26 protein-coding genes and 1 pseudogene are annotated in these 23,877 nt (G+C 68.9%); 10 read left to right on the top strand and 17 right to left on the bottom strand.

Annotated features, from left to right (window positions below):
• Positions 1–117 precede the first annotated feature (117 nt).
• From H7A85_RS02140 to mutS, 3 genes and pseudogenes are all read right to left on the bottom strand, one after another.
• Positions 118–966, bottom strand: a pseudogene (locus H7A85_RS02140) (SDR family oxidoreductase); the annotation flags it as partial.
• Between the two features lie 90 nt (positions 967–1,056).
• A complete protein-coding gene (locus H7A85_RS02135; protein WP_182084227.1) occupies positions 1,057–1,410 on the bottom strand; it encodes a DMT family protein in 354 nt (117 codons plus the stop codon).
• 95 nt (positions 1,411–1,505) lie between these two features.
• Positions 1,506–4,148, bottom strand: coding sequence for a DNA mismatch repair protein MutS (mutS, locus tag H7A85_RS02130; protein WP_182084483.1), 2,643 nt, complete (start codon positions 4,146–4,148; stop codon positions 1,506–1,508).
• A gap of 352 nt (positions 4,149–4,500) precedes the next feature.
• On the opposite strand from mutS, the gene H7A85_RS02125 reads away from it, so the two are divergent.
• Complete coding sequence (locus H7A85_RS02125; RefSeq protein WP_182084226.1) at positions 4,501–4,803, top strand: DUF1236 domain-containing protein; 303 nt, start codon at positions 4,501–4,503, stop codon at positions 4,801–4,803.
• 16 nt (positions 4,804–4,819) lie between these two features.
• Here H7A85_RS02125 and H7A85_RS02120 read toward each other — a convergent pair whose 3' ends face one another.
• The 4 genes from H7A85_RS02120 to H7A85_RS02105 form a co-directional block, all read right to left on the bottom strand.
• The gene (locus H7A85_RS02120; protein ID WP_244630905.1) at positions 4,820–5,665 is read right to left on the bottom strand and encodes a GNAT family N-acyltransferase; all 846 of its coding nucleotides are present in this window, start codon (positions 5,663–5,665) and stop codon (positions 4,820–4,822) included.
• A gap of 218 nt (positions 5,666–5,883) precedes the next feature.
• Positions 5,884–6,375, bottom strand: a complete 492-nt coding sequence (lspA, locus tag H7A85_RS02115) for a signal peptidase II (RefSeq protein ID WP_182084224.1) — start codon at positions 6,373–6,375, stop codon at positions 5,884–5,886.
• The gene (locus tag H7A85_RS02110; RefSeq protein ID WP_182084223.1) at positions 6,375–7,241 is read right to left on the bottom strand and encodes an RNA methyltransferase; all 867 of its coding nucleotides are present in this window, start codon (positions 7,239–7,241) and stop codon (positions 6,375–6,377) included. Before H7A85_RS02110 ends, lspA begins: the two co-directional genes overlap by 1 nt.
• Positions 7,226–8,311, bottom strand: a complete 1,086-nt coding sequence (locus H7A85_RS02105; protein ID WP_244630880.1) for a class I SAM-dependent methyltransferase — start codon at positions 8,309–8,311, stop codon at positions 7,226–7,228. The genes H7A85_RS02110 and H7A85_RS02105 overlap by 16 nt, the downstream gene beginning before the upstream one ends.
• A 132-nt stretch (positions 8,312–8,443) precedes the next feature.
• Between H7A85_RS02105 and H7A85_RS02100 the strand changes: the two genes are divergently transcribed.
• Positions 8,444–8,908 (top strand): carbon monoxide dehydrogenase subunit G, encoded by a 465-nt coding sequence (locus H7A85_RS02100; protein ID WP_182084221.1) that lies wholly within the window; start codon positions 8,444–8,446, stop codon positions 8,906–8,908.
• A 4-nt stretch (positions 8,909–8,912) separates the two neighbouring features.
• Here H7A85_RS02100 and H7A85_RS02095 read toward each other — a convergent pair whose 3' ends face one another.
• From H7A85_RS02095 to sppA, 3 genes are all read right to left on the bottom strand, one after another.
• On the bottom strand, positions 8,913–9,314 hold the full coding sequence (locus H7A85_RS02095; RefSeq protein ID WP_182084220.1) for a lipopolysaccharide assembly protein LapA domain-containing protein: 402 nt from the start codon (positions 9,312–9,314) through the stop codon (positions 8,913–8,915).
• A gap of 146 nt (positions 9,315–9,460) precedes the next feature.
• Positions 9,461–9,742 carry an integration host factor subunit beta gene (locus H7A85_RS02090; RefSeq protein ID WP_182084219.1) on the bottom strand — a complete coding sequence of 94 codons (282 nt, stop codon included), beginning with the start codon at positions 9,740–9,742 and terminating at the stop codon, positions 9,461–9,463.
• 116 nt (positions 9,743–9,858) lie between these two features.
• A complete protein-coding gene (gene sppA, locus H7A85_RS02085; protein ID WP_182084218.1) occupies positions 9,859–10,815 on the bottom strand; it encodes a signal peptide peptidase SppA in 957 nt (318 codons plus the stop codon).
• A gap of 388 nt (positions 10,816–11,203) precedes the next feature.
• Between sppA and lptC the strand changes: the two genes are divergently transcribed.
• From lptC to ptsN, 6 genes are all read left to right on the top strand, one after another.
• A complete protein-coding gene (gene lptC / locus H7A85_RS02080) occupies positions 11,204–11,812 on the top strand; it encodes an LPS export ABC transporter periplasmic protein LptC (RefSeq protein ID WP_182084217.1) in 609 nt (202 codons plus the stop codon).
• Positions 11,809–12,429: an LptA/OstA family protein gene (locus tag H7A85_RS02075; protein ID WP_182084216.1), complete on the top strand. Its 621-nt coding sequence runs from the start codon at positions 11,809–11,811 to the stop codon at positions 12,427–12,429. Before lptC ends, H7A85_RS02075 begins: the two co-directional genes overlap by 4 nt.
• Before the next feature lie 138 nt (positions 12,430–12,567).
• Positions 12,568–13,320: an LPS export ABC transporter ATP-binding protein gene (gene lptB / locus H7A85_RS02070; protein ID WP_182084482.1), complete on the top strand. Its 753-nt coding sequence runs from the start codon at positions 12,568–12,570 to the stop codon at positions 13,318–13,320.
• Positions 13,321–13,458: 138 nt separating this feature from the next.
• The gene (rpoN, locus tag H7A85_RS02065) at positions 13,459–14,913 is read left to right on the top strand and encodes an RNA polymerase factor sigma-54 (RefSeq protein WP_182084215.1); all 1,455 of its coding nucleotides are present in this window, start codon (positions 13,459–13,461) and stop codon (positions 14,911–14,913) included.
• A 179-nt stretch (positions 14,914–15,092) separates the two neighbouring features.
• Entirely contained in the window at positions 15,093–15,668 is a 576-nt protein-coding gene (gene raiA / locus H7A85_RS02060) for a ribosome-associated translation inhibitor RaiA (RefSeq protein WP_182084214.1), read from the top strand.
• Between the two features lie 142 nt (positions 15,669–15,810).
• On the top strand, positions 15,811–16,275 hold the full coding sequence (ptsN, locus tag H7A85_RS02055; RefSeq protein WP_182084481.1) for a PTS IIA-like nitrogen regulatory protein PtsN: 465 nt from the start codon (positions 15,811–15,813) through the stop codon (positions 16,273–16,275).
• Positions 16,276–16,353: 78 nt separating this feature from the next.
• On the opposite strand, the gene H7A85_RS02050 is transcribed toward ptsN, so the two are convergent.
• From H7A85_RS02050 to H7A85_RS02020, 7 genes are all read right to left on the bottom strand, one after another.
• Positions 16,354–16,611 (bottom strand): DUF1150 family protein, encoded by a 258-nt coding sequence (locus tag H7A85_RS02050; protein ID WP_182084213.1) that lies wholly within the window; start codon positions 16,609–16,611, stop codon positions 16,354–16,356.
• Positions 16,612–16,655: 44 nt separating this feature from the next.
• Complete coding sequence (locus H7A85_RS02045) at positions 16,656–17,093, bottom strand: Hsp20 family protein (protein ID WP_182084212.1); 438 nt, start codon at positions 17,091–17,093, stop codon at positions 16,656–16,658.
• Positions 17,094–17,263: 170 nt separating this feature from the next.
• A complete protein-coding gene (msrB, locus tag H7A85_RS02040; protein WP_182084211.1) occupies positions 17,264–17,749 on the bottom strand; it encodes a peptide-methionine (R)-S-oxide reductase MsrB in 486 nt (161 codons plus the stop codon).
• An 87-nt stretch (positions 17,750–17,836) separates the two neighbouring features.
• On the bottom strand, positions 17,837–18,391 hold the full coding sequence (locus H7A85_RS02035) for a fasciclin domain-containing protein (RefSeq protein ID WP_182084210.1): 555 nt from the start codon (positions 18,389–18,391) through the stop codon (positions 17,837–17,839).
• Between the two features lie 139 nt (positions 18,392–18,530).
• Positions 18,531–19,556 carry an SIS domain-containing protein gene (locus H7A85_RS02030; RefSeq protein ID WP_182084209.1) on the bottom strand — a complete coding sequence of 342 codons (1,026 nt, stop codon included), beginning with the start codon at positions 19,554–19,556 and terminating at the stop codon, positions 18,531–18,533.
• A complete protein-coding gene (locus H7A85_RS02025) occupies positions 19,553–20,311 on the bottom strand; it encodes a GntR family transcriptional regulator (protein WP_182084208.1) in 759 nt (252 codons plus the stop codon). The genes H7A85_RS02030 and H7A85_RS02025 overlap by 4 nt, the downstream gene beginning before the upstream one ends.
• Positions 20,308–21,195, bottom strand: coding sequence for a BadF/BadG/BcrA/BcrD ATPase family protein (locus H7A85_RS02020; RefSeq protein WP_182084207.1), 888 nt, complete (start codon positions 21,193–21,195; stop codon positions 20,308–20,310). The genes H7A85_RS02025 and H7A85_RS02020 overlap by 4 nt, the downstream gene beginning before the upstream one ends.
• A gap of 433 nt (positions 21,196–21,628) precedes the next feature.
• Between H7A85_RS02020 and H7A85_RS02015 the strand changes: the two genes are divergently transcribed.
• Both H7A85_RS02015 and H7A85_RS02010 read left to right on the top strand, forming a co-directional pair.
• On the top strand, positions 21,629–22,531 hold the full coding sequence (locus H7A85_RS02015; RefSeq protein WP_182084206.1) for an N-acetylmuramic acid 6-phosphate etherase: 903 nt from the start codon (positions 21,629–21,631) through the stop codon (positions 22,529–22,531).
• A gap of 47 nt (positions 22,532–22,578) precedes the next feature.
• Positions 22,579–23,841 (top strand): ABC transporter substrate-binding protein, encoded by a 1,263-nt coding sequence (locus H7A85_RS02010; RefSeq protein ID WP_182084205.1) that lies wholly within the window; start codon positions 22,579–22,581, stop codon positions 23,839–23,841.
• Positions 23,842–23,877: the final 36 nt, after the last annotated feature.

Below are 23,877 nucleotides of genomic sequence, written 5' to 3'. Positions count from 1 at the left end.
GGCGATCGCGCCGCGCACCGCCCCGACGGGATCGGGATGGCGCGCGGCGCTCTACCATGACGCGGGCGCCCTGACAAAAGATTGCACCGGGCAGGAAGGGCCCGGCGCGAAGACGCCTCAGGCGCCGACGATCGTTCCGCCGTTCGGGTGCAGCACCTGGCCGGTGAAGTAGGAGCCGTCCTCGCAGGCGAGGAACAGGAGGGCGGAGGCCACCTCGTTCGGCTGGCCGGCGCGCTTCATCGGAACCTGGGAGCCGAAGCTCGCCACCTTCTCCTCGTCCATCGCCATCGGGATGAAGGGCGTCCAGATCGGCCCCGGCGCGACGCCGTTCACGCGGATGCCCTTTTCCACGAGGTTGGCGGCCATGGACCGCGTGAAGGCGGTGATCGCGCCCTTGGTGGAGGAATAGTCGATCAGCGTGTCGTTGCCCTTGTAGGAGTTCACCGACGTCACGTTGACGATCGAGGCGCCGGGCTTGAGGTGATCGAGCGCCGCCTGCGTGATGTAGAAATAGGCGTAGATGTTGGTCTCGAACGTCTTGGCGAGCTGCTCCTCGGAGATCTCTCGAACGTCCTCGACCTCGGCCTGATGGGCGGCGTTGTTGACGACGATGTCGAGCTTGCCGAACTCAGCCGCCGCCCGGTTCACGGCCTCGGTGCAGAAGGCCTTGGAGCGAAGGTCGCCGCGGATCAGGAGCGCCCGCCGCCCTTCCCGCTCGATGGCAGCCTTTGTTTCCTCCGCGTCCCGGTCCTCGTCGAGATAAACGATCGCGACGTCGGCGCCCTCGCGCGCGAAGAGGACGGCCGTCGCGCGTCCGATGCCGGAATCGCCGCCCGTGATGATCGCGGCCTTGCCCTGGAGGCGGCCCGAGCCCGGAAAGCGCGGCTCGTAGTCGGGCCTCGGGTTCATCTCGTGTTCGAGGCCGGGCGTGTGGTCCTGGTGCTGAGGAGGAAAGTTCGACATGGGGGCTGGCCGTTTTCGTCTCGCGCGGCCGTGTGAGACGGCCGCTTCACGTTGCGAGGGAAAGGCCCGGCCGCCCTTAGACGTTCCGCCGCGCTATCCGATCGGCCCCTTGAAGACGAAGAAGGCGCCCGCGACGATCAAGCCGAAGCCGATCGCATGGTTGATCGTCAGCTTCTCGCCGAGATAGGCGACGGAGAAGATCGCGAAGACCACCAGGGTGATCACCTCCTGCATCACCTTCAGCTCGGCCGCCGAATAGACGTGGTGGCCGTAGCGGTTGGCCGGCACGGCGAGGCAGTATTCGAAGAAGGCGATGCCCCAGCTGGCGACGATCACCAGAAGGAGCGGCTTGTTCTCGAACTTCAGGTGCCCGTACCAGGCGAAGGTCATGAAGATGTTGGAGGCGAGAAGGAGAAGCGGCGGCAGAAGGAGGGCGGTGCTCGGCATGGAACGCTCCAGGGCGGCCCGAATGCCGCCGCGAACGATCTAGCGGGGAACTTGACGCTCGGACAGGGGGCGCTGGAACGCTTGGGTCGCGGTGCTCAAGACGCGAGCATACCTTTCAGGCGGTAAAGCGCCTCCAGCGCCTCGCGGGGCGTCATCGCGTCGGGATCGATCGTCTCCAGGGCTTCCAGGGCCGGCGCCTTGGCGGGCACCGTCGGCGCCTTGGCGACCAGACCCGAGAAGAGGGGAAGGTCGTCGAGGAAGGCGGTGCGCTTCTCGCCCTGCTCGGACCTCTCGAGCTGGCCGAGGATTTCTCGCGCGCGCTCCACCACGGCCGGCGGCAGGCCGGCGAGGCGCGCCACCTGGACGCCGTAGGAGCGATCGGCGACGCCCCCCGTCACCTCGTGGAGGAAGATCACCTCGCCTTCCCACTCCTTGACCCGCACGGTCGCGTTGTGAAGGCGCTTGAGGCGTCCGGCGAGCGCCGTCATCTCGTGGAAGTGCGTCGCGAACAAAGCGCGGCAGCGGTTGACCTCGTGAAGATGCTCGACGGCGGCGAACGCGATCGAAAGGCCGTCGTAGGTCGCCGTTCCGCGTCCGATCTCGTCGAGCACCACGAGCGTGCGTTCGCTCGCCTGATTGAGGATCGCGGCGGTTTCCACCATCTCGACCATGAAGGTGGAGCGCCCTTCGGCAAGATCGTCCGAGGCGCCGACGCGGGAAAACAGGCGGTCGACGACGCCGATACGGGCCTTCGACGCCGGCACGAAGGCGCCGATCTGGGCGAGAACGGCGATCAGAGCGTTCTGGCGCAGAAAGGTCGACTTGCCCCCCATGTTCGGGCCGGTGATCAGCCAGATGGCGCCCGCCCCCTTCGCCCTGCCCGCCAATCCCGAAGGGGGCGAAAGGTCGCAGTCGTTGGCGACGAAGCTCTGCCCCGCTCCTTTCAACGCCGCCTCCACCACCGGATGGCGTCCGCACTCGACGAAGAAGGCGAGAGAAGCGTCGACCTCCGGCCGCACCCAGTCGGCGGCGACGGCCAGCTCCGCCAGTCCGGCGGATACGTCGATCACGGCGAGCGCCTCGCTCGCCGCCCGAATGGGCTCGATCTTTTCGAGCACGGCATCACGCAGCGAGGCGAAGACTTCGAGTTCGAGCTTAAGCGCCCGGGCGCCGGCCTCCGTGATGCGCGCTTCCAGATCGGCGAGTTCGGGCGTCGAGAAGCGCATGGCGGAGGCCAGCGTCTGGCGATGGTGGAAGGCGCCCCCGCCGAGCAGCGCCGGCCCTTGCGCCTCGGGAACCTCGACGAAGTAGCCGAGCACGTTGTTGTGCTTCACCTTGAGCGAGCGGATGCCGGTTTCTCCGGCATAGCGCGCCTGCAGCTCGGCGATGACGCGGCGCGAATGGTCGCGAAGCGCGCGCGCCTCGTCGAGCGCGGGCACCGCTCCTTCGCGCACAAAGCCGCCGTCGCGCCGCTGCAGCGGCAGGTCGTCGGCAAGCGTTTGGGCGAGGCGTTCGCCGAGTTCGGTGGGCAGCGCTTCCAGCGCGCGCACGGCCTGGAGAAGCTCGGAACCGGTCTCCAAGGAGCCAAGGCGGTGCGCGATCTCGCCCGCGCGCTGCAAGCCTTCGCTCAAGGCGCCGAGGTCGCGCGGGCCGCCCCGGTCGAGCGCCAGGCGCGACAGGGCGCGCTCGATGTCGGGCAGGCCCTTCAGATCGAGACGCAGGGCGCGGCGAAGCGCGCCGTCGCCTGCCAAGAGCGCCACGCTGTCCTGGCGGATGGCGATGGCAAAGGGGTCGGTCAGCGGCAGGGCGAGCCGGGCACCCAGAAGCCTGGAGCCCGCACCCGTCAGGCAGCGGTCGATCGCGGCGAGAAGCGAGCCCTGGCGCTTGCCCGACACGGTGCGCGTCAGCTCGAGGCTCAAGCGCGTCGCCGGGTCGATGCGCATGAAGGAGCCGGCCTCGACGCGCTCAGGAGGCGACAACGGCGGATGGGCCTTCAGCTGGGTGCGGGCGAGATAGGCGAGGAGACCGGCGCCGGCCGAAAGCTCGGGCCGCGAAAACGCGCCGAACCCGTCGAGCGTCGCGACGTCGAAGAAGCGGCACAGGCGCTCGCCCGCGCTCGCCCCGTCGAACAGGACGCCCGGCTCGAAGCGCACGCGCCGACCGAGCCGGCGAAAGAGCGGCGCGAGGGTTTCTTCACTCGCCAGCGTGTCGGGGATGACGAGCTCGGACGGCTCCATCGCCAGGATATCGGCGCCGAGCCCATCCAGGCTGGTCGGCGCAATGCGGAAGAGGCCGGTGGACAGGTCGGTCCAGGCGATCGCGAAGCTGCCGTTCGCCCCGCCGATGCGCGACAGGGCCATCAGGTAGTTCGGCCGCCCGGGCTCGAGCAGCGTTTCCTCGGTGATCGTGCCCGGCGTCACCAGACGCACGACGGCCCTTTGGACCACCGATTTGCCGCCGCGCTTCTTGGCCTCGGCGGGGTCCTCGATCTGCTCGCAGACCGCCACCCGGTAGCCCAGCGCGATCAACTTCTGGAGATAGTCGTCCGAAGACACCACCGGCACGCCCGCCATCGGGATGTCGGCGCCCAGATGCTTGCCGCGTTTGGTCAGCGTGATGCCGAGCGCGGCGGAGGCCTCCACCGCGTCGTCGAAGAACAGCTCGTAGAAATCCCCCATCCGGTAGAACAGGAGGCAGTCGGAATGGGCGGCCTTGATCTCGAGGAACTGCGCCATCATCGGCGTCGGCGCGCCGTCGGGAAGAACGGCGGCCGCCGCATCGAGGCTCGGCGGCTCCGTGCCGGCAGGAACGGGGGCGCGCGGCTCGCGGTCGGGTCGCAGGATCTCCAGCATGGTTTCACCGAATAAAGCACATGGGCCTCAAGCGGGAGTCCCGATGTCCGGCCCGTCCCCAGGATTCCGCGCGCCCGGGCCGATGCCTTCCCGGGAACGGGAGCGTTCATCGGGCATTCACCTCACGCATGCGACAAGCACTTGGAGAGCCTGGATGATTTCGCGCGGCGCGAATGCTAGACAGGCTTCAAGGTTCGGCTCGCTTCACCGCCGGGCGGTGGGAACGAGGATCAAGGCGATGACGGCAACATCGAAGCACTTCGGCACGGCGCTCCTGGCAGCGCTTCTTCTCGCATCGGCGAGCGGCGCGACGCTGGCGCAGAGCGCGGAACAGGAGCGGGTCAGCGTCTACCAGTACGCGATCGACCATCCGCAGGCCGACGTGCAGATGCGTTCGGCCCCCAGCCTCGGCGCCTCGGTGCCGCAGAACGTCGAACTCGCCACCGTGTCGGGCGACGAGATCTACGGCTATTTCTATTACGACGGCCGCCCGGTCCTGGTGGAGTTGAAGACCCGCTCCGTGGTGCGCATCGACAACTGAGCGACGGCCTTCGATGTCAGGCCGCGAACCGGCCTGCATCCGCTCCGTAGTGGTTGACGTAGCGCGGGTTGATCCGCGACACCGGCAGGACGATCAGGACGTCGGTGGTGCCGAACTGGTGGTCCACCACCGGGTCCTCGCCGACATAGCCGCCGAGGCGCAGATAGCCTTTCAGGAGCGGCGGCAGGGCGCCGAGCGCCCGCTTCGGATCGATCGCGGGCGCATCCGCGCGGGCCGGCCCGCGCCGGCTCGCCACGGCCCGCACCCGCCATTCGTCGGGGGCCGGGGCGCTCGCCTTCAGAAACGTCAGGACGCCGCCGAGGCGCTCGGTATCGGTTCCCGCCAGCGAGGCGCAGCCGAACAGGACGTCGATCCGGTGATGGAGCACATAGGCCCAGATCCCCTGCCACAGGAGTTCCACCGTGCGCTTGCCGCGATATTCGGGCAGGACGCAGGAGCGCCCGAGTTCGAGGAACCGCAGACCGGGATGGCGCCGCACGAGCGTGTCGATCTCGAACTCGCCGGCCGTGTAGAAGCCGCCCGCGGCCTCGGCCTGGGGCTGACGCAGGAGACGGTAGGTGCCGACGATCTGGTCGGCGTCCGAGCCCTTCTTGTCGCGGTCGAGCACCAGAAGGTGGTCGCAGATCCGGTCGAAGGCGTCGGCGTCGCGCCGCGTCATCTTCTGGAGGGCCGAGGGCCTGGCGCTCATTTCCTCGTAGAACACATGGTAGCGCAGATGCTGGGCGGCGCGGATCTCGGCCTTGGAGCGGGCGAGGCGCACCTCCAGCGAGCCGAGGCGCCCGAGAACCGGGGCGGCGGCATCGAGCGGAGCGGCGGGGCGCCGCGCGCCGGCCGGCAGCATCGACAGGACGCGGCGCGCCAGGGGCTCGGCGAGGCGAGCGGGGCGCGGCCCCTGCGGATCGATCGAAACGTCCAATCCCATCTCTAGCGTCTCCTCGGGTCGAGCGACCTGTCGTGTCCCCTTCAACTAGCGGGCAGGGGCGACGGTTTCGTGACGGACCCGTTTCGTTGGAATGGCTGCGTGTCGGTGAGGATGGGCACGTATCGGCACATCCGGCGCTAACGCGTTTCCGGTCCGCCTTCCCGCTTCGCCCGGCGATGAAGCACGAACTCGTCGAAGAGGATCAGCCCCGCGCCGACCGAGATGAAGGCATCCGCCAGATTGAAGACCGCAAAGCTCCAGACCGGCGTATGGAACAGGATGTAGTCGATCACGTAGCCGAGCGAAACACGGTCGATCAGATTGCCGATCGCGCCGCCGACGATGATGGCGAAGGCGAACTGGGTGAGCTTCCGGTCGGCCGGCGTGCTCCACCAGAGCCAGCCGACGAAGCCGAGGACGAGGGCCGAGATCGCAGCGAGCCCCAGCCCGTGGAACCCATCCAGCATGGAAAAGGCGATGCCCTCGTTGCGGGCGTGGAAGAGAGCGAGGAACGGCAGGATGTCGATCGCCTCGCCCAGCCCCATCGTGGCCACCACAAGCTGCTTGATCGCCTGGTCCAGTGCCACGGCCAGCGCCACCACCGACAGCGCCGAGAAAAGCCGGCCCATCACAGCTTCAGGCTCCCGCGCCGCGCCTCGAAGATCATCAGGCCGGTGGCGACGGCGAGATTCAGGCTGTCGGCCCGCCCGACCTGGGGAATGCGCACCAGCGCCTCGCAGGCACCAGCCAGCGCCTCCGTCAGGCCGGCCTGCTCGTTGCCCATGAGGAGAAGCGTCGGCCTGGCCCCATAGGCGGGGGCGCGAAAATCGGTTTCCCCGCGCATGTGGGTGCCGACCACGAGGCCCTTGAAGCTCTTTCGGAAGGCCAGGAACCCCGCCTCGTCGACGCGCGCCAAGGGCACCGCGAAGATCGAGCCCATCGTGGCGCGCACCGCCTCCAGCGAGAACGGATCGACGCTTTCGCCGACCAGAACCACGCCCTTCGCTCCCGCCGCGTCCGCCGTGCGCAGAATGGTGCCGAGATTGCCGGGATCGCGCACCCGGTCGAGCACCACGAGAAGCCCGTCCCGCCCGAGGTCGATGCGCTCGAGCCGCGACACCTTCTGGCGGAACACGCCGATGGCGCTTTGCGGGTTGTCGCGGCGCGAGATCGCGGTCAGCACCTTGTCGCTGGCTTCCAGAACATCCGCGCCTGCCGCCACCGTGCGCGCGGCAGTCTTGGCCAGAAGCTCGGAATGGAGCTGGGATTTGGCGACGATCAGCGTGTCGAGCGTCCAGCCGGCGTCCAGCGCGTCGATCACGAGCTTCAGCCCCTCGGCCAGGAACTGCCCGGTTTCCTCGCGATGTTTTTTCAGCGCGAGGTTGCGGATGTCCTTGACGATCGGGTTGGAAACGCTCGTCACCTCCTTCACCCGGCCGGGGGCGACGGTGTCGGGCCGGCGGGACGTTTCGCGATCTTTCAAGACGACACCCATCGGGAAAACAGGGAGGTGGACAGGAGGCGGGCATCCTCGCCCTCCTCCCGGATGACGAGTTCGCCCGATTCGATCCGCCCGCCCTGCCCCCGCATCGTCTCGCCCATCAGGGCGGCCAGCGAATAGAACGAGGAGCGGATGGAATAGGCGGTGAGAACGAGGGCGAGCGGGCGATCGGCCAGGAGCTGGCGCATCAGGACGAGGAGATGGGGCAGATCCTCGAAGATCTGCCACACCTCGCCCTTCGGCCCGCGCCCGAACTTCGGCGGATCGAGAAGGATGATCTCGTAGGAACTGCCGCGCCGCGCCTCGCGCTCGGCATAGCGCACGGCGTCCTCGCAGATCCAGCGGATCGGCTTGTCGGCGAGGCCGGCGACCTCGGCGTTCTCGCGGGCCCAGGCGATGGCGCGCTTGGAGGCGTCGACGTGCGTCACCTCGGCGCCGGCGCGCGCCGCCAGAAGCGAGGCGAGGCCGGTGTAGCCGAAGAGGTTGAGAACGCGCACCGGCCGGCTGGACTCGGCCCGCGCCCGCTCGATCGCCTCCACCATGAAGCGCCAGTGGACCGCCTGTTCGGGAAACACGCCGACATGGCGAAACGAGGTGAAGCGGCCCCAATAGGGCAGCCCGTCCTGGCGCATCGCCCAGGTTTCGCCGTGCGCCTCGCGGGGAAAGCGCCAACGGCCGGCGCCTTCCTCGTCCGTGTCGCCGGTGAAGATCGCGTCCGCCCCGTCCCAGGCACCCGGCGCCAGCCGGCGCGGCCAGATCGCCTGGTTTTCCGGCCGGCGGATGGTAAGGGGGCCGTAGCGCTCCAGCTTCTCGCCGTCGCCCGAATCCAGAAGCGCGTAGTCGCCCGTCGGCTCGACCTCGAGGATCACGGGCGTCGAGAAGCCGGGCCGCGCGCCGGAAGGCCATTCCACGGCGGGCCGCTCGCGCCGGTTCTCGCGCGCGATCTCCTCGACGCTTTCGCGGCGCGGGCGCGGCTCGGGGTCAAGCGCGGGTTCGGGCCGGCGGCCGGGTCCGGCCGGGCGACGCTCCTCGCGCTTCGGCCCGCTGGGTTTGCGATGCTTCATGCCCGCGCTCATAGCGTATCGCGGGCCCCATCCGCAAACGGCACCTTTCGACCTCCCGCCCCGGGTTGGCGAGGCGACCGCACCCTCCCATTCTAAGGGGGGGTGACGCACCGACGACGAGGAACCCTTCCCATGGAACTGAGGGGCGAATATCGCCTGGCGGCCAGCCGCGAAACGGTCTGGACCCGGCTCAACGACCCGGCCACCTTGCGCGAAGCGATCCCCGGCTGCGAGATGCTGGAGGTGACGGCGGAAAACCGGATGGCGGTTCGGGTCGGGATCAAGCTCGGCTTCTGGACGGCGCGCTTTTCCGGCGAGATGCATCTGGAGGACATCCATCCCCCGGAGCGCTGGTCGATCGTGGGCGAGGGCCAGGGCGGCATCGCCGGTTTTGCCGCAGGTCGGGCCGATATCCGCTTGGCGGACGAAGGCGACGAGACCGTGCTCCACTACCGGGTGACAGCGGAAACGGGCGGGCGCATCGCGGAACTCGGCGGCCGCTGGGTGGAGGCGGCGGGCGCCAAGCTCGTCGAGCGCTTCCTCAAGCGCCTTGCGGAGCAAGTCGAGAATGGCTCGCCGGCCACGGCCGGCGATTGAGGGATCAGGCGGCGGCGGCGGGCCCCGCCAGGGCGGCGCGATGCTCCGTCGGCGCTCCGCCACCGATCGCGGGAACGGGCGCGCGCGCCTGCTCCTCGCGCAGGCGGCGCAGGCGCTCGTTGGAAAGCTCCACCTCGTGGCGGAGGTTCTCGACCTCCTGGCGCCGGCGCGCGGTGCGCGCCCGGTAGCGCGCCTGCGTGACCCAGGTGCCGAAGCCGCCAAGGAGAAGCCCGAGGATCACCGCCCCGATCAGAAGCACGAACAGGGGAACCGCAAAGACGAACTGCGGCAGGGTGCCGATCGGATCGAGCGACACGGGAACCGGCGCCCGGTTGGCGACGCAGAACACCACGAGCAGGATCGCCAGCGGCGCCAGAACGAGAAAGGACAGGATCTTCGAGATCATCGCGTAAAACCGCCCGGAAAGGCCTGGAAAAGTGCTGGCAAGGCGCACGGCGGAAGGCCGGACGCCCGGTGGGTTCGAACACAAGGTATGGGAGCGGGCCCCCGCGTCAATCGCGGCCTCGGCGCGATGCGAAAGCTTCCGGCCCTTCAGACCTCGTTGAGGCGCTCGCGCAGTTCCTTGCCGGTCTTGAAGAAGGGCACCCACTTCTCCTCGACGTCCACCGCCTCGCCGGTGCGCGGGTTGCGGCCTGCGCGTGGCGGCCGGTTCTTGACGGAAAAAGCGCCGAAGCCCCGGAGTTCCACGCGGTTCCCCTCGCACAGGGCCTGCGTCACCTCGTCGAAGATCGCGTTGACGATGGTTTCGACGTCGCGCTGGTAGAGATGGGGATTGCGACCGGCGATGATCTGCACCAGTTCCGACTTGATCACGATCCGTTTCCCTCGAACTTAAGCGGCGGCGGTGGAAGAGACCGCTCCAGACTTTTGGAAACGATCCAGAAACCCTATTGTTTTCAATCGTGTAGAGCAGCGGTCACCCGCTGGCGTCAAGGGGTCGGAGGCTGCCAGAGCGACACCATGCCGTCAAGGCTGCCGGTGGCGCCCTTCAGCGTCTGCCCGAGCGCGCCGGCGGACGGGTCGAAGCCGAACGCGAGCGAGGCCAGCGAGCGGGCGCCCGTCAGCATGACCCAAGCCGATTCGCGCTCGGGCTCGCGCTCCACGATCTCAAGACCTTCGGGCACGCCGCGATCCTTTTCCAGCCAGCGCCGGATCTCGGCCTCGCCGCCGAGCGCATCCACCAGGCGGTTCCGGAGTCCCTGTTCGCCGGTGAACACCGAACCGTCGGAGACCGCATCGGTTTCGGCGGGCGAAAAGCCGCGCCGTTCGCCGACGAGCCGCTTGAACCAGTCGAACGAGGAGCCGACGAGGCGTGCCAGCATCTCGCGCGCCTCCGGGGGCGCGGGGTCGAAGGGCGAGGGTTCCGCCTTCAGCGGCGAGGACTTCACCGCCGCCACGTCCACCCCGATGCGCCCGAGCAGGACCGAAGCGTCGACGTATTGAAAGAGAACGCCGATGGAGCCGACGATGGAGGAATGGTGGGCGACGACCCGATCGGTCGCCATCGCCACCATGTAGCCGGCCGAGGCCGCCAGCGTTCCGACCTCGGCGGCCACGGGCTTGGCGTCCGCCAGATCGCGCACCGCATGGAATAGGGTCTCGCCGCCGACCGTGGTGCCGCCCGGCGAGTTGATCTTGACGATCACCGCCTTGACCGCGTCGTCGCGCTTCAACGCGTCCAGGAGTTCCAGCATGGGCCGGTCCTCGGTGATGATGCCGGAAATCTCGACGCGCGCGATCTGGGGTGCGAGCCCGGCGCCCGGGCGCCAGCCGGAGGCCAGCGCCGCCAGCACCACCGCGAGGGCGAGCGCCGCGATCGCGCCGATCCGCCAAAACGCGAGCTTGCGGCGAAGGCGCCGCCGGTCGATGATGCCTTGCGCGTCCATGAGATCACGGCCCTTGAGTTCGACGGGTGGCCGCGAGCGATAGACCGCCGGGATCGGCTTGCCAAGCGCTGGAGGCCCGTTCGCCCCTCGTGGCGGCGACAGGCCGGGCGCCCCGGGGGACCCCCTCTCGCATGCCGTCGCTTTACCATCTAAAAACCCTATATCGATTATAACCCGCGTTTCGCCGCGTCGCGCCTTTTCGCGGCGGCATCGGCATCCAAGAGTTCATCCGGATCGAGGAGCATCGGCTATTCTGGACGGCGGCATCAGGCAGGGGACGGGGGACGAGAACGGAGCGAGCCGGGCGCGTGGCGCCCTGCCGGTTCGGGCGCGCGAGGACGCGCGGGCCGAGGGCGAGTTCGGGCGCGCGCGCCGGCATACGCGGCGCGTGCGCTGGCTCAAGATCGGCCTGCCGGTGGCCGCGTCCGCGATCGTGCTGGCCGGGCTTGCGGCCACCTGGGTGGCGCGCAGCCTGCCGGCCGACATCGCCTTCGCCTCGACCTCGATCGAGGATGGGCGCCTGGTGATGAGGGATCCGCGCATGTCGGGCGTCGACGGCAACGACCGCCCCTTCTCGATGATGGCAGACCGCGCCATCCAGGCGCTCGGCGGCTCGGGCATCGATCTCGAGGGCGTCAAGGCCAACCTGACGGTGGACGAAAGCACCACGGCCGAGCTGACCGCCGCCAAGGGCCGCTTCGACACGCGCTCCAACATGCTGCGCCTTTACGACCAGATCGCGGTGAACACGTCGAGCGGCATCACCATCCGCATGGAAAGCGCCGACGTCGCGCTGGAGGACGGGCACCTGACCGGCAACGGTCCGATCGAGATCGCAACGCCCGACCAGCGGCTCGAATCCGGCAACGTCTCGATCTCGGAAGGCGGCAAGCGCTTGACCTTCGGCAACCGCGTCAAACTGACCCTTCTGCCCCATTCCGCATCCGCCTCCCAACCCAACGGGGCCGAAGCCCCTTCCAGCGAGCCTTCGCCATGATCTCGATCCGTCCTTCGGCCCTTTCGGTCCTTGGTCTTGCCGGCCTCCTGCTTTCGGGCGCGGCGGCGGCACAGGGCCAGTCGCAAGGCTTCGGCAATTCCTTCGGCGGCCTCCAGGTGCAGGGGGACCAGCCGATCGCCATCGAATCCAACCAGCTCGACGTCGACGACGGCAAGTCGCTGGCGACGTTTTCGGGCGATGTCAGCGTCCGCCAGGGCGAAACCTCGATGAACGCCGAGAAGCTGCTCGTCTTCTACGTGCGCAAGACGGAGGGCGGCGAGGCGCAGCCGGCCGCCGCGCGCTCCAACATGCCGGGCGGCTCGGGTGACATCAGCCGGCTGGAGGCCACGGGCAAGGTGACGATCCGCTCCGCCGACCAGACGGCCACCGCCACCAAGGCCGAGTTCGACATGGCGACGCAGGTGGCCCTCCTCACCGGCGACGTGGTGCTCAGCCAGGGCAAGAACGTGGCCACCGGCTGCGTCCTGCGCATCCAGATGGACACGGGCGTCGCCCGCCTTCAGAGCAACAACTGCAACGGCGCCTCGGGCGGGGGCAGCGGGCGCGTGCGCATGCTCCTGTCGCCGGGCGCTGGCGGGTCGGGCGGCACCAACTGACGCCCAGCCCCGCGCACCTTCGGCCGGGCGGGCCTCGAGCCCCTCCCGCCCCTTCCCGTTTCAGACTTCGGACATTCCTTGGCCTCCACTCTCGAAACCGCTTCCCGCCCTCCGGCCGCCGACCCGCGCGAAGACGCGATGGGACCGGGCGGGCGCGTTCATCCGTCGGCCGGCACGTTGATCGCGCGCGGCATCACCAAGACCTATCGCGGGCGCCGCGTGGTGGACTCGGTGGACGTGGCGGTTCGTCGCGGCGAGGCGGTCGGCCTGCTCGGGCCGAACGGCGCGGGCAAGACGACGTGCTTCTACATGATCACCGGCCTCGTGCCGGTGGACGGCGGGCGCATCGAGCTCGACGGGCACGACATCACCGGCGTTCCGATGTATCGCCGCGCCCGGCTCGGCATCGGCTACCTGCCGCAGGAGGCCTCGATCTTTCGCGGCCTGTCGGTGGAGGACAACATCCGCGCCGTCCTGGAAATGGTCGAGCCTTCCAAGGCGGAGCGCGAAAAGCAGCTCACCGCGCTTCTGGAGGAATTCCACATCGACCACCTGCGCAAGCAGCCCTCCACCGCGCTTTCGGGCGGCGAGCGGCGGCGTTGCGAGATCGCGCGCGCGCTCGCCTCGCGACCGACCTTCATGCTGCTCGACGAGCCCTTCGCCGGCGTCGATCCGATCGCGGTGGCCGATATCCAGGAACTGGTGCGCCACCTGACGCGGCGCGGCATCGGCGTCCTCATCACCGACCACAACGTGCGCGAAACGCTGGGCCTCATCGACCGGGCTTATATCATGCATGCCGGCGCGGTGCTGACGCACGGCACGCCGCAGGACATCGTCGACAATGTCGACGTGCGCCGGATCTATCTCGGCGAACAGTTCACCTACTGAAAATCCGCGCCGCCCCGGACTGGGGCGGCCAAGCCGTTTTGCAAGGCCTCGCCTTGACAAGCAAGAACGGGACCAGTTCTCTGGACGCCTGAGGCTGGCCGTTCGGGGCAGCCTGTCCATCGGCACGGGAGGCGCGCGGTGAACCTGGCGATCAACCTCCAGATCCGTCAAAGCCAGTCCCTGGCGATGACGCCGCAGCTTCTCCAGTCGATCCGCCTTCTCCAGTTCCACCACATCGAACTCCTGGCCTTCCTGTCGCGGGAGGCGGAGGGCAATCCGCTTCTGGAACTCGTGGAGCCTGGCATCGGCGCGAGCGAGATCGCCGCCACCGAGGGTCCCTCTCCGCTCGCTCCGGCGGGTGATCCCGCGCCCTTGTCGGGGCGGGAGGCGAGCGACGAGGCCTTTGCGGACGGCGCGCCGGGCGAGGGCGATCCGTTCAGTGCCTTCGAGGCCGGTTGGGACGGGGCACCGACTCTCGCCGGCTTCGCGCAGGAAACCCCGATCGGCGAGCGCACGGCTGGAGCCGAGGTTTCGCTCCATGCCCACGCGGCGGGGGAAATCCGCGACGCCTTCGCCCGCCCGGACGAGCGGCGCCTGGCCGAAGCATGGTTCGGGGACCTCGACCCGGCGGGCTATCTCGCAGGGGACGCCGCCCTTCCCGCCGAAGCGCTGCCGCTGCTGGCCCGCCTTCAGGACCTGGCCGAGCCGGCCGGGCTGTTTGCCCGTCATTTAAGCGAATGCCTCGCCATCCAGCTGCGCCGGCGCGACCGATTGGACCCGGCGATGGAGGCGCTCATGGCGAACCTGCCGCTTCTCGCCCGCCGCGATTTCGCGTCCCTGTCTCGCCTGACCGGCGAAAGCGAGGCGGAGCTTCTCGACATGCTGGACGAAATCCGCAAGCTCGATCCGCGCCCGGGCGCCCGCTTTGCCGATGGGCCGGTCGGCATCGTGGTGCCCGATGTCGTGGTTCGCAGCGATCCGGCGTCGGTCGGCGGCTGGCGCGTCGAGCTGAACCCCGACGCGTTTCCCCGGCTTCGGATCCGCGATCGGATCTCGGGGCTCGGCGAGGAACGGGAGGCGCGCGTCTTCCTGGCCCAGTGCCGGCAATCGGCGACATGGCTGCAGCGATCGCTGGAAAGCCGGGCGCGAACCATTCTGAAGGTCGCCGGCGAGATCGTGCGGCGCCAGGAGGCCTTCCTCGCCCGAGGCGCCGGCCATCTCAGGCCGATGACGCTGATGGACGTGGCGGAGGCGGTCGGCATGCACGAATCCACGGTGAGCCGCGTGACGGCGGGCAAGTTCATCGCCACCCCGCGCGGCACGATCGAGATGAAGGCGTTCTTTTCCGCCGCCATCGCCGCCAGCGACGGGGGCGAGACGCATTCGGCGGAGAGCGTGAAGCTGCGCATTCAACGCATGGTGATCACGGAAACCGTGGACGCGGTCCTGTCCGACGACGAGATCGCCGAGCGTTTGAAAGGCGAGGGCGTCGAACTCGCGCGTCGCACGGTCGCCAAATACCGCGAGGCGTTGGGGATCGCCTCCTCCGTCCAGCGCCGCCGCGAGATGAAGGCGCGCCGCCTCGCCGGCTGATCGTCCCGTTCAATCAGCGGCAGAACCATCCACATCGGGCCTTTTCGTCGCCATCGAATTGGGATCGAATGGATTGCCCGGCGCGCCGGAACGAAAACGGTCCGGCGAGCCTTCGAAGAAGCGGCGCCTGCCGCTTGTTGCGAGGGACGAAGGCGCCGGATGAATGGAAGGAGATACGAATGGGACTTCGCGTATCGGGCCGACACATGGACGTCGGCGAAGCCTTTCGGTCGCGGATCGAAGAGCGCGTGAACGAACTGGTCACCAAGTATTTCGACGGCAACTTCTCCGGAGCGGTGGTGATCTCCAAGGAGGGCCTGCGCTTCTCGACCGACGCGACGCTGCATTTGGACAGCGGCGTGTATTTTCAGGCCACGTCCGAATCCCACGACCCCGAATCGAGCTTTCTCGAAGTCGTGGACAAGATCGAGAAGCGCCTGCGACGCTACAAGACGCGTTTGAAGGATCATAAGGCGTCCAGCGCCGCCTCGCGCGATGTCGCCTACACCGTCATCAGCCCGGTGCCGGACGAGGCGGAGGACGTGCCGGAGGACTTCGCCCCGGCCGTGATCGCGGAAACCTCGCTGGCGGTCGGAACGATGAGCGTCGCCAACGCGGTGATGGAGCTCGACCGGCGGGACGGGCCCGTGGTGGTGTTCAAGAACGGCGCCAACGACGAGGTCAACATCGTCTATCGACGCGCCGACGGAAACGTCGGCTGGATCGACCCCTCGACACTCAGGGCCCGGATCTGATATCCGCCACGCCCGAACCAGGTCGATAGTTCTCGCCCAGGTTGCGGCCCTCCCCGGAACGGGAAGGGCCGCGCAAGGTTGAACCGGCAACACTTCGTCCGATCCGTTCGGACGGATCCGGGTGAGCGGAAGGCATGTCGTCGTGGAGCTGTCCGAACTGATCGAAGAGGGAGCGATCCTTCCCTCGCTTCGCGCCCATTCCAAGAAGCAGGTTCTGCAGGACCTTTGCGAGCGTGCCGCCACCCTGACCGGACTGGAAGCGCGGGACGTCTTCGAAACCGTGGTGGCGCGCGAGCGCCTCGGCTCCACCGGGATCGGAAACGGCATCGCCATTCCCCACGGCAAGCTCGTCGGCCTGCCGCGCATTCGCGGCGTCTTCGCGCGCCTCGCCAAGCCGATCGACTTCGAGGCTCTGGACGATCAGCCGGTGGATCTGGTGTTTCTCCTGATCGCGCCCGAGGGCTCGGGCGCCGACCATCTCAAGGCGCTTTCCAAGATCGCGCGCCTCCTGCGCGATCCGCGCCGCATCAGCGAGCTTCGCGCCTCGCGCGATGCCGGCTCGCTCCATCACCTCATCACGCAGAGCGCCCCGCCGCACGCGGCCTGAGGGCCTCGCCCACGATCGGCGCAGCAAAAAGGGCCGGCGGCGCGATGCCGACCGACCCTCATGCTCGGGTTGGGCGCGTCAGTGGATGCTGACGGTCATCAGCTCGTTTTCGGTGGCGCTTGCCAGGATCGAGCCGCGATCGTCAGACACGGCGATCGGCGTGCCGTCGGCCGAGAACAGCGCCCAGAGCTTCAGGCCCGGGCGGATCGACTGGGCGGACGGAAAGCGGGCGCGGATGTCGTCGGACGACATGCGGCGGAGATAGGCCAGATGCCCTTCGCCGATCGAGGCGAGGTCGGACTGGGAAACCGGGTCGAGGGCGTTCGTACGGGTCATGTTTCGTCTCCTGAATAGGCAAACGGGAGATCGGCTTCGAGGTTTCAGTCCTCGACGAGGATCTTGATCTTTTTCACCACACGCTCGGGCTCGGGCTTCACGAGATCGATCATCAGGAGCCCGTTCTTCAACTGGGCGCCGAGGATCCGCATCCCGTCGGCGAAGAGGAAGCTCTTCTGGAACTGGCGCGACGCGATGCCGCGATGCAGGAAGTCCCGCTCCTCGCGCTCGCTCTGCGCACCGCGAATGGTCAGCTGGTTTTCCTCGGTCGTGATCTCGAGGTCTTCCGGCCGGAATCCCGCCACCGCGAGCGTGATGCGGATGGCGTGGCCACCCTCCCCGTCGCGCTCCCCATCGAGGCGCACGCGCTCGATGTTGAAGGGCGGGTAGCCGTCGCTCCCCTTGCCCAAACGCTCCAACATCCTCTCCACTCCGTCGAAGCCGACGAGCAGGGGACTGGAAAACGGCGTCATTCTGTTCATGTCACGGCAAGCCCTTATCCCAAGCGACTTGTCGGATGGGGCCCGGATCGGCACCCCGTTCGACACTCCACGATATGGCGACACCGCTCCCCTTGTTCAATGCGCCGGGCGGCTCGCGGCGGCTTCCGCCATGAGACGCCCCCAACCCTTGCGGAAGTGTTGACCTCGGCTCAGGTGACGGGCCCCGGCTTGAACTGGAGCACGACGCCGTTGATGCAGTGGCGCTTGCCGGTGGGCGGCGGCCCGTCGTCGAAGACATGGCCAAGGTGTCCGCCGCAATTGGCGCAGTGCACCTCCGTGCGCGGATAGATCAGGACATAGTCGGTCTGCGTCCCGATCGCGCCGCCCACCGGCGCCCAGAAGCTCGGCCAGCCGGTGCCCGAATCGAACTTGGTGGCGGAGGAATACAGGGTGTTCTCGCAGCCCGCGCAGTGGAACATGCCGCTGGCCTTGATGGCATTCAGCGGGCTGGAATAAGGGCGCTCCGTCGCTTCCTGCCGCAACACGGCATATTGATCGCTCGACAGGCGCTTGCGCCAGTCCTCGTCGCTCAAGGCGAAGGGAAAGGAAGACGTGGCGGCGCTCGAAAGGCGGCTCGCGAGCCCCAGCGCCAGACCGGACACGGCGGCCCCCAGGAGAAACTGTCTGCGTTGCATGGAAGGCCTCCGGAAATCGCCGTCTCGGGTCGGGCGGGCGCCCTCTCGATCTAGGATGGCGCCCGCCCTGCGTTCAAGCCCGATCGATCAGGGCATCAGAACCGTGTCGATCACATGGACGACGCCGTTCTTCTGCATGACGTCGGCCTGGGTGACGGTGGCCACGTTGCCCTTGGCGTCGGTGACGGTGAGCTTGTCGCCCTTCATGGCGAGCGTCAGTTCCTCGCCCTCCACCGTCTTCACCATGTGCTTGCCGCCGTCGTCCTTGATCATCTTCATCGCGGCGGCCGACGTCGCCTTGGCGGGCACCACATGGTAGGTCAGGATCTTGGTGAGCTGGGCCTTGTTCTCCGGCTTCACCAGCGTGTCCACCGTGCCCTTGGGCAGCTTGGCGAAGGCGGCGTCATCGGGTGCGAACACGGTGAACGGTCCCGCCCCGTCCAGCGTCTTGACGAGGCCGGCCGCCTTCACGGCCGCGACCAGCGTCTTCAGGTTGGAGGCGTTCGGAGCGTTCTCGGCGATCGTCTTGGAAGCGTACATCGGCGCGCCGCCGACCGTGACGCTGTCCTGCGCAAGGGAAGCGCCGGCCGAGCCGAGAAGAAGCGAGGCGACGGCGGCGGTGCGAATGAAGCTGGCAATCATCTGTTCGTTTCCCTGATCGTTGAACTCGTCGCTTTCAGCGCGAGAGGCAGGGCAAGCTACGGGTGGGCGTCCGCTTCGGATGCGGAGGGCAACCGAGAAAAAGCGTTTCGGCTTCCGATCGGCGCTGCAAGGGTGCCCGCTACAGCGTTTGCGTCACCTTCCTGAGACCGCGCGGCGCGTCCGGGTCGAGGCCACGAGTGCGCGCGACGCTTTCCACGAAGCGGTAGAAGGACACGAGCATGCTCAAGGGCTCGGTCAGCGGATGGCCGGTCGCGGCGTGGGGAAGGCGGGTGCCGACGCCGGCCTCGCCGACGGTGAAGAGGGCAGCGCCCGACGCCGAGACCCGCCGGGCGATCTCCGTCAGACCGGGCCTCGCCGCGTCGTCCGGCACGAAGGCGAGGACGGGAAAGCCCGCCTCCACGAGCGACACCGGCCCGTGCAGCACTTCGGCGCCCGAATAGGCCTCGGCATGCAGCATGGAGGTTTCCTTGAGCTTCAAGGCGGTTTCGCTGGCGACCGCAAAGCCCGGACCCCGGCCGAGCGCATAAAGCGAGCGGGCGCCGGCCACGGTCTCGAGGGCCGGCGTCCAGTCCTGCTCCAGTGCTTCAGTGAGATGACCCGGAAGATCGGCGAGCGCCCGGGCGAGCTCTTCGTCGCCGCTCCAGGCCGCAACGAGCGCCAGCGCGGCGACGACGGAGGTGACGAAGCTCTTGGTGGCCGCCACGCTGCGCTCGGGACCGGCCTCCAGCGGAACCTGCCAGTGGGCGGCTTCCAGAAGCGGCGAGCCTTCGGCGTTGACGATGGCGATCGTCTCGGCGCCCCCCGTTCGCGCCGCGCGCAGGAGCGCCACGATATCGGGGCTTTGTCCCGACTGCGAGATGGCGAGCGCCGCCTGGCCCTCCAGCCGCAGCCGCGCCCCGTAGACCGAGACGACGGAGGGGCCGAGCGAGGCGACGGGCCGGCCGGTGACAATCTCGGCGGCATACTGGAAATAGGTCGCCGCATGGTCGGACGAGCCGCGCGCGACCGTCGCGACGACGGCGGGCGAGAGCGCGGCGAGGCGCCGGCCGGCCGCCTCCACCGCCGCGCCGGAGCCGGACAGGAAGCGGCGGACCGCGTCCGGAATCTCGTCGATCTCGCGCGCCATCAGGCTTGGCTGGGTCATGGGGTTCCTCCACCCGACAGGGTGAGCTCGGCGACAAAGTCGTAGGCGTCGCCGCGATACTGGGACTGGGTGAGTTCCACCGGCCGCCCTTCGGCGTCGAAGGACACGCGGGTGATGGAAAGAGCCGCCGTGCCCGGCGCGACGCCGAGAAGCGCGGCCTCGTCCGCCGATAGATTGCCCGCGCTGATGCGCTGGAGCGCGCGCACGGGATGGCGGCCGGACGCGCTCATGGCGGCATAGAGCGAATCGGCGACCAGCCCCGGGTCGGGCAGGATCGCGGCGGGAACGCAGGCGCGCTCGATGGCGAGCGGCGCTCCGTCGGCGCGGCGCAGGCGATGGATGCGGCAGACGAGGTCGCCCGGGGAGAGCGCGAGATGCATGGCCTCGGCCGGCGTCACCCGCTCCAGGGCGCGCAGGAGCCAGTCCGAGGTGGTGCGCCGGCCGCGCGTCGCCATGTCCTCGGTGAAGGAGGTGAGGTGCGACAGCCCCTGCTGGAGCTTGCGCCGGGACCCGGCGACGAAGGTGCCGGACCCCTGCCGCTGCTCGACGACGCCTTCGCCGACGAGCCCCGTCAACGCCTTGCGCACGGTGACGCGCGACACGCCGAGCCCTTCGGCGAGATCGCGCTCGGAGGGCAGCGCGTCCATCGGCTTCAGGTCGCCCGCTTCCACCGCGCCCCGAATCAGCGCCTGAAGGCGCAGGTAGAGCGGCCCCTGCCCCTCGGGCAGCGCGCCGGCTTTCAAAAGCGCACTCAAGCCCCCTCCCTTTCCGCCTGCCGGACCGCGCGGGCGAGGTCGATCCCGCCCTCCATCGCATCGCCGAGCGGCTCGGCGAGAACGGCCTGGAGATCGGGGGCAAGGCGCGGACGGTAGCGCTCGGCCTGACCGCCGAGAAGCGCGATCGCTGGCGCGCCGAGCGCCAGCGTCCGGCGCAGCATCGGCTCGACGTCGGCAAGCGCTTCGTCGACGAGAAGGACGGCTTGCCCGTCCCCCGCGTCGGCATGATCCCAGACCATGGGAGCAAGATGGCCGAAGTCGCGGGGGCGGGCGGCACCGGCAAATTCGACGATCGCCCCGGCGGACCCGTCGAAGCGGGACAGGACGGCTTCGCAGAAGGGGGTGCGGGGCCGCACCCCGTCGAGCGTCAGAAGCGCCACCGCCAGCGCCCGGCGGCCGAGATCGGCGCCGCTGCCCTGGTCGGACACGAGCATGCCCCAGCCGCCGAGCAGCGTCTGCGCGCCGCCGGCCCGCACGCAATAGGCGGTGCCCGTGCCCAGAATCGCGATCGCCCCGTCCCCGCCGGCAAACGCGCCGCGGCAGGCGGTCACGGCGTCGGTTTCCAGCCCGAAGCCGGCAAAGGGCAGCTCCTTCGCATGAAGCGCCTCGGCGACGGAAGGAACGTTGGCGCCCGCGAGCCCCAGGCCGACATGACATCGGGCGAGATCGGCCGGCGAAAGGCCGCCTTGCGCCAGCGCTTTCCGGGTGGTCGAGACGATGGTGGCGAGCGCCGCGTCGAGGCCGGCGAAGACGTTGGCCGTGCCGCCCTGCGCCTCGCCGACGAGGCGGCCGTCGGCATGGCGCACGCGCACCCGGCAGTTCGTGCCGCCGCCGTCCACCCCTGCCAAAAGCTCCACCGCCATACATCGCCTCGCAAAGCCAAAACAATACCAATCAACCTATAAGCCAATCTTCATGCGATCGCCATCGATTTCTGACCTCGCACCGTCGCCGCATGAGCGCGATTTGATGGGGCCTGCTCAGCGGATTACCCCCTCCAAGTGCTCGGTTTTGTTGCAGATGCGAAGGGCGCAGGAATATCTTGCAGCCGCTTCTGGACAATTGGCTTTATGTTGGTACGATCCGGCCAACAAAATGCAGGGAGGGGTCGGCACCGCCGATAACCCTTGGGGTTCGACCACAGGCAGACAGGATGTCCTCGGCTTTCGAGCCGCGGCCGAACCATCGCTTCTTGCTTGTCGTCCAACTCCGGTTTCGGCCGAACGGCCCGTCCCACCGCATCCGCCCGCCGGTCTTCGCACCGCGCGGGGCGTATGACACGAGGGGAGCCCGACTTTGACCGAAGGTCTTCGCCGCACCGAGGAGCGAGATCCCAGCGCCGCCGGCATCGACGCCTGCGGCACGGGTGAGGTGCTGGCGCGTCTCCTTGGTGGGCAGGTGCGAGCGCTGGCTAGCGTCGAGGCGGCGCTGCCCGCGATCGCCCGTGGCGTGGAACTCGCCGCCGAGGCCCTGGAGCGCGGCGGGCGCCTCGTCTATCTCGCGGCCGGAAGCCCGGCGCTGATCGCGCTCACCGACGCTCTTGAGATTCCGCAGACCTTCGGCGAGCCGCCCGAGCGGTTCCGCGCGATCCTCGCCGGCGGCCTCGACATCGCGCGCGACTTCGCGGGCGGGCCGGAGGACGACGCGACCGCCGCCGAGCGGGACGTCGCCGATGCCGGGATCGGGCCGGCGGACTGCCTCCTCGCCATCTCGGCCAGCGGCTCGACGCCCTATGTCCGGGCGGGCCTTCGCGCCGCGCGGCGGGCGGGCGCCAAGACGATCGCGCTCGCCAACAATGCCGGCGCCCCGATCCTTCCGGAAGCGGACGCGGCCATCCTCCTCGACACCGGCCCCGAGGTCGTCGCCGGCTCGACGCGCATGGGCGCGGGAACGGCGCAGAAGGCGGTTCTCAACATGATCTCTACGGCGATCGCCGTCCGGCGCGGCCACGTCCACGACGGCCACATGGTCAGCCTTCGCGCCGACAACGCCAAGCTGCGCGAGCGGGCGACCCGCATGGTGGCCGAGATCGCGGGCGCCGCGCCCGAAGCGGCCTCGGCGGCGCTTCACTTGAGCGGCGGCGAAGTCAAGCTCGCAGCGCTTCTCGCCGCCGGCGCGCCCGACCTTTCCGATGCGCGGACGCGCCTCGTGCGCGCCGACGGACATCTTCGCCGCGCCCTCGAAGGGCTCGGCGCATGACGCATTCCAGCCCCAGCGCCCAGGCGCACCCGCAACAGGAGACGGCAATGACACGGAAGATCCTCAAGGCGACGGTTGCGCTGGGCGCCCTCGTCGCGCTTTCCGCCCCCGCGCTGGCGCAGACGACGCTCACCATCGAGAGCTGGCGCAACGACGACCTCGCCACCTGGCAGGAAAAGATCATCCCCGCCTTCGAGGCCGAGCACCCCGACATCAAGGTCACCTTCGCGCCGTCCGCGCCGACCGAATACAATTCGGCGCTCGCCGCCAAGCTGGACGCGGGATCGGCCGGCGATCTCGTCGCCTGCCGCCCCTTCGACGCCTCGCTCGGCCTTTACGAGAAGAAGCAGCTCGCCGACCTTTCCTCGCTGCCCGGCATGGAGAACTTCACCCCCGCCGCGCGCACTGCCTGGACCACCGACGACGGGAAGGAGACGTTCTGCGTGCCGATGGCCGCCGTCCTCCACGGCTTCATGTACAACAAGACGATCTTCACCGAGCTCGGCCTCCAGCCGCCGAAGACGGAGCCCGAGTTCTTCGCTCTTCTCGACAAGATCAAGGAGAACGGAACCTACGTGCCGATGGCCATGGGCACCAAGGACCAGTGGGAAGCGGCCACGATGGGCTACCAGAACATCGGCCCGGACGACTGGAAGGGCGAGGAAGGCCGCAAGGCCCTGATCGAGGGGAAGGAGAAGCTCACCGATCCGCAATGGGTGAAGCCCTTCGAGCGCCTGGCCAAGTGGGGTCCCTATCTCGGCGACGGGTTCCAGGCGCAGACCTATCCCGACAGCCAGAACCTCTTCACCCTCGGGCGCGCGGCGATCTATCCGGCCGGCTCCTGGGAGATCGCGCCCTTCGAAGCGCAGGCGGACTTCGAGATCGGCGCCTTCCCGCCGCCCGTCGAGACCGCCGGGGGCACGTGCTACGTCTCGGACCATCCGGACATCGCGCTCGGGCTGAACGCCGCCTCGCCCAATGCGGAAGCCGCCAAGACCTTCCTGTCCTGGGTGGCGAGCCCCGATTTCGCGGCGATCTACGCCAATGCCGCGCCCGGCTTCTTCCCACTGATCGACAAGCCGGTGACGCTGGAGAACCCGCTCGCCAAGGAGATCGTCGCCTGGCGGGGCGAGTGTCAGTCCACCATCCGCTCGACCTACCAGATCCTGTCGCGCGGAACGCCCAATCTCGAGAACGAGACCTGGGCGGCCTCGGCCAACGTCATCAACGGCACCGAAACGCCGCAAGCGGCAGCCGAAAAGCTGCAGAAGGGCCTCGACAGCTGGTACAAGCCGGGCACCGCGAACTGATCGTCCGCCTCGAACGCGACACACGGAAGCGCCGCG

This window comes from Aureimonas sp. ME7, assembly GCF_903970965.1.
Taxonomy (GTDB): domain Bacteria; phylum Pseudomonadota; class Alphaproteobacteria; order Rhizobiales; family Rhizobiaceae; genus Aureimonas.
Note: the sequence above shows the minus strand (reverse complement) of the source record. Positions and strands in the feature narration are given on the sequence as shown.

Bases quoted from the DNA above. Each gene is read 5' to 3' on its own strand.
- mutS (WP_182084483.1), bottom strand. From the start codon at position 4,148: ATGATGGCGCAGTTCCTCGAGATCAAGGCCGCCCATTCCGACTGCCTC.
- H7A85_RS02020 (WP_182084207.1), bottom strand. From the start codon at position 21,195: ATGGCGGTGGAGCTTTTGGCAGGGGTGGACGGCGGCGGCACGAACTGC.
- H7A85_RS02105 (WP_244630880.1), bottom strand. From the start codon at position 8,311: ATGAAGCATCGCAAACCCAGCGGGCCGAAGCGCGAGGAGCGTCGCCCG.
- raiA (WP_182084214.1), top strand. From the start codon at position 15,093: ATGGGACTTCGCGTATCGGGCCGACACATGGACGTCGGCGAAGCCTTT.
- H7A85_RS02095 (WP_182084220.1), bottom strand. From the start codon at position 9,314: ATGATCTCGAAGATCCTGTCCTTTCTCGTTCTGGCGCCGCTGGCGATC.
- H7A85_RS02035 (WP_182084210.1), bottom strand. From the start codon at position 18,391: ATGATTGCCAGCTTCATTCGCACCGCCGCCGTCGCCTCGCTTCTTCTC.
- H7A85_RS02110 (WP_182084223.1), bottom strand. From the start codon at position 7,241: ATGGGTGTCGTCTTGAAAGATCGCGAAACGTCCCGCCGGCCCGACACC.
- H7A85_RS02045 (WP_182084212.1), bottom strand. From the start codon at position 17,093: ATGAACAGAATGACGCCGTTTTCCAGTCCCCTGCTCGTCGGCTTCGAC.
- H7A85_RS02050 (WP_182084213.1), bottom strand. From the start codon at position 16,611: ATGACCCGTACGAACGCCCTCGACCCGGTTTCCCAGTCCGACCTCGCC.
- lspA (WP_182084224.1), bottom strand. From the start codon at position 6,375: ATGGGCCGGCTTTTCTCGGCGCTGTCGGTGGTGGCGCTGGCCGTGGCA.
- H7A85_RS02030 (WP_182084209.1), bottom strand. From the start codon at position 19,556: ATGACCCAGCCAAGCCTGATGGCGCGCGAGATCGACGAGATTCCGGAC.
- H7A85_RS02135 (WP_182084227.1), bottom strand. From the start codon at position 1,410: ATGCCGAGCACCGCCCTCCTTCTGCCGCCGCTTCTCCTTCTCGCCTCC.
- H7A85_RS02120 (WP_244630905.1), bottom strand. From the start codon at position 5,665: ATGCTGCCGGCCGGCGCGCGGCGCCCCGCCGCTCCGCTCGATGCCGCC.
- H7A85_RS02075 (WP_182084216.1), top strand. From the start codon at position 11,809: ATGATCTCGATCCGTCCTTCGGCCCTTTCGGTCCTTGGTCTTGCCGGC.
- sppA (WP_182084218.1), bottom strand. From the start codon at position 10,815: ATGGACGCGCAAGGCATCATCGACCGGCGGCGCCTTCGCCGCAAGCTC.
- H7A85_RS02010 (WP_182084205.1), top strand. From the start codon at position 22,579: ATGACACGGAAGATCCTCAAGGCGACGGTTGCGCTGGGCGCCCTCGTC.
- H7A85_RS02125 (WP_182084226.1), top strand. From the start codon at position 4,501: ATGACGGCAACATCGAAGCACTTCGGCACGGCGCTCCTGGCAGCGCTT.
- msrB (WP_182084211.1), bottom strand. From the start codon at position 17,749: ATGCAACGCAGACAGTTTCTCCTGGGGGCCGCCGTGTCCGGTCTGGCG.
- H7A85_RS02100 (WP_182084221.1), top strand. From the start codon at position 8,444: ATGGAACTGAGGGGCGAATATCGCCTGGCGGCCAGCCGCGAAACGGTC.
- lptB (WP_182084482.1), top strand. From the start codon at position 12,568: ATGGGACCGGGCGGGCGCGTTCATCCGTCGGCCGGCACGTTGATCGCG.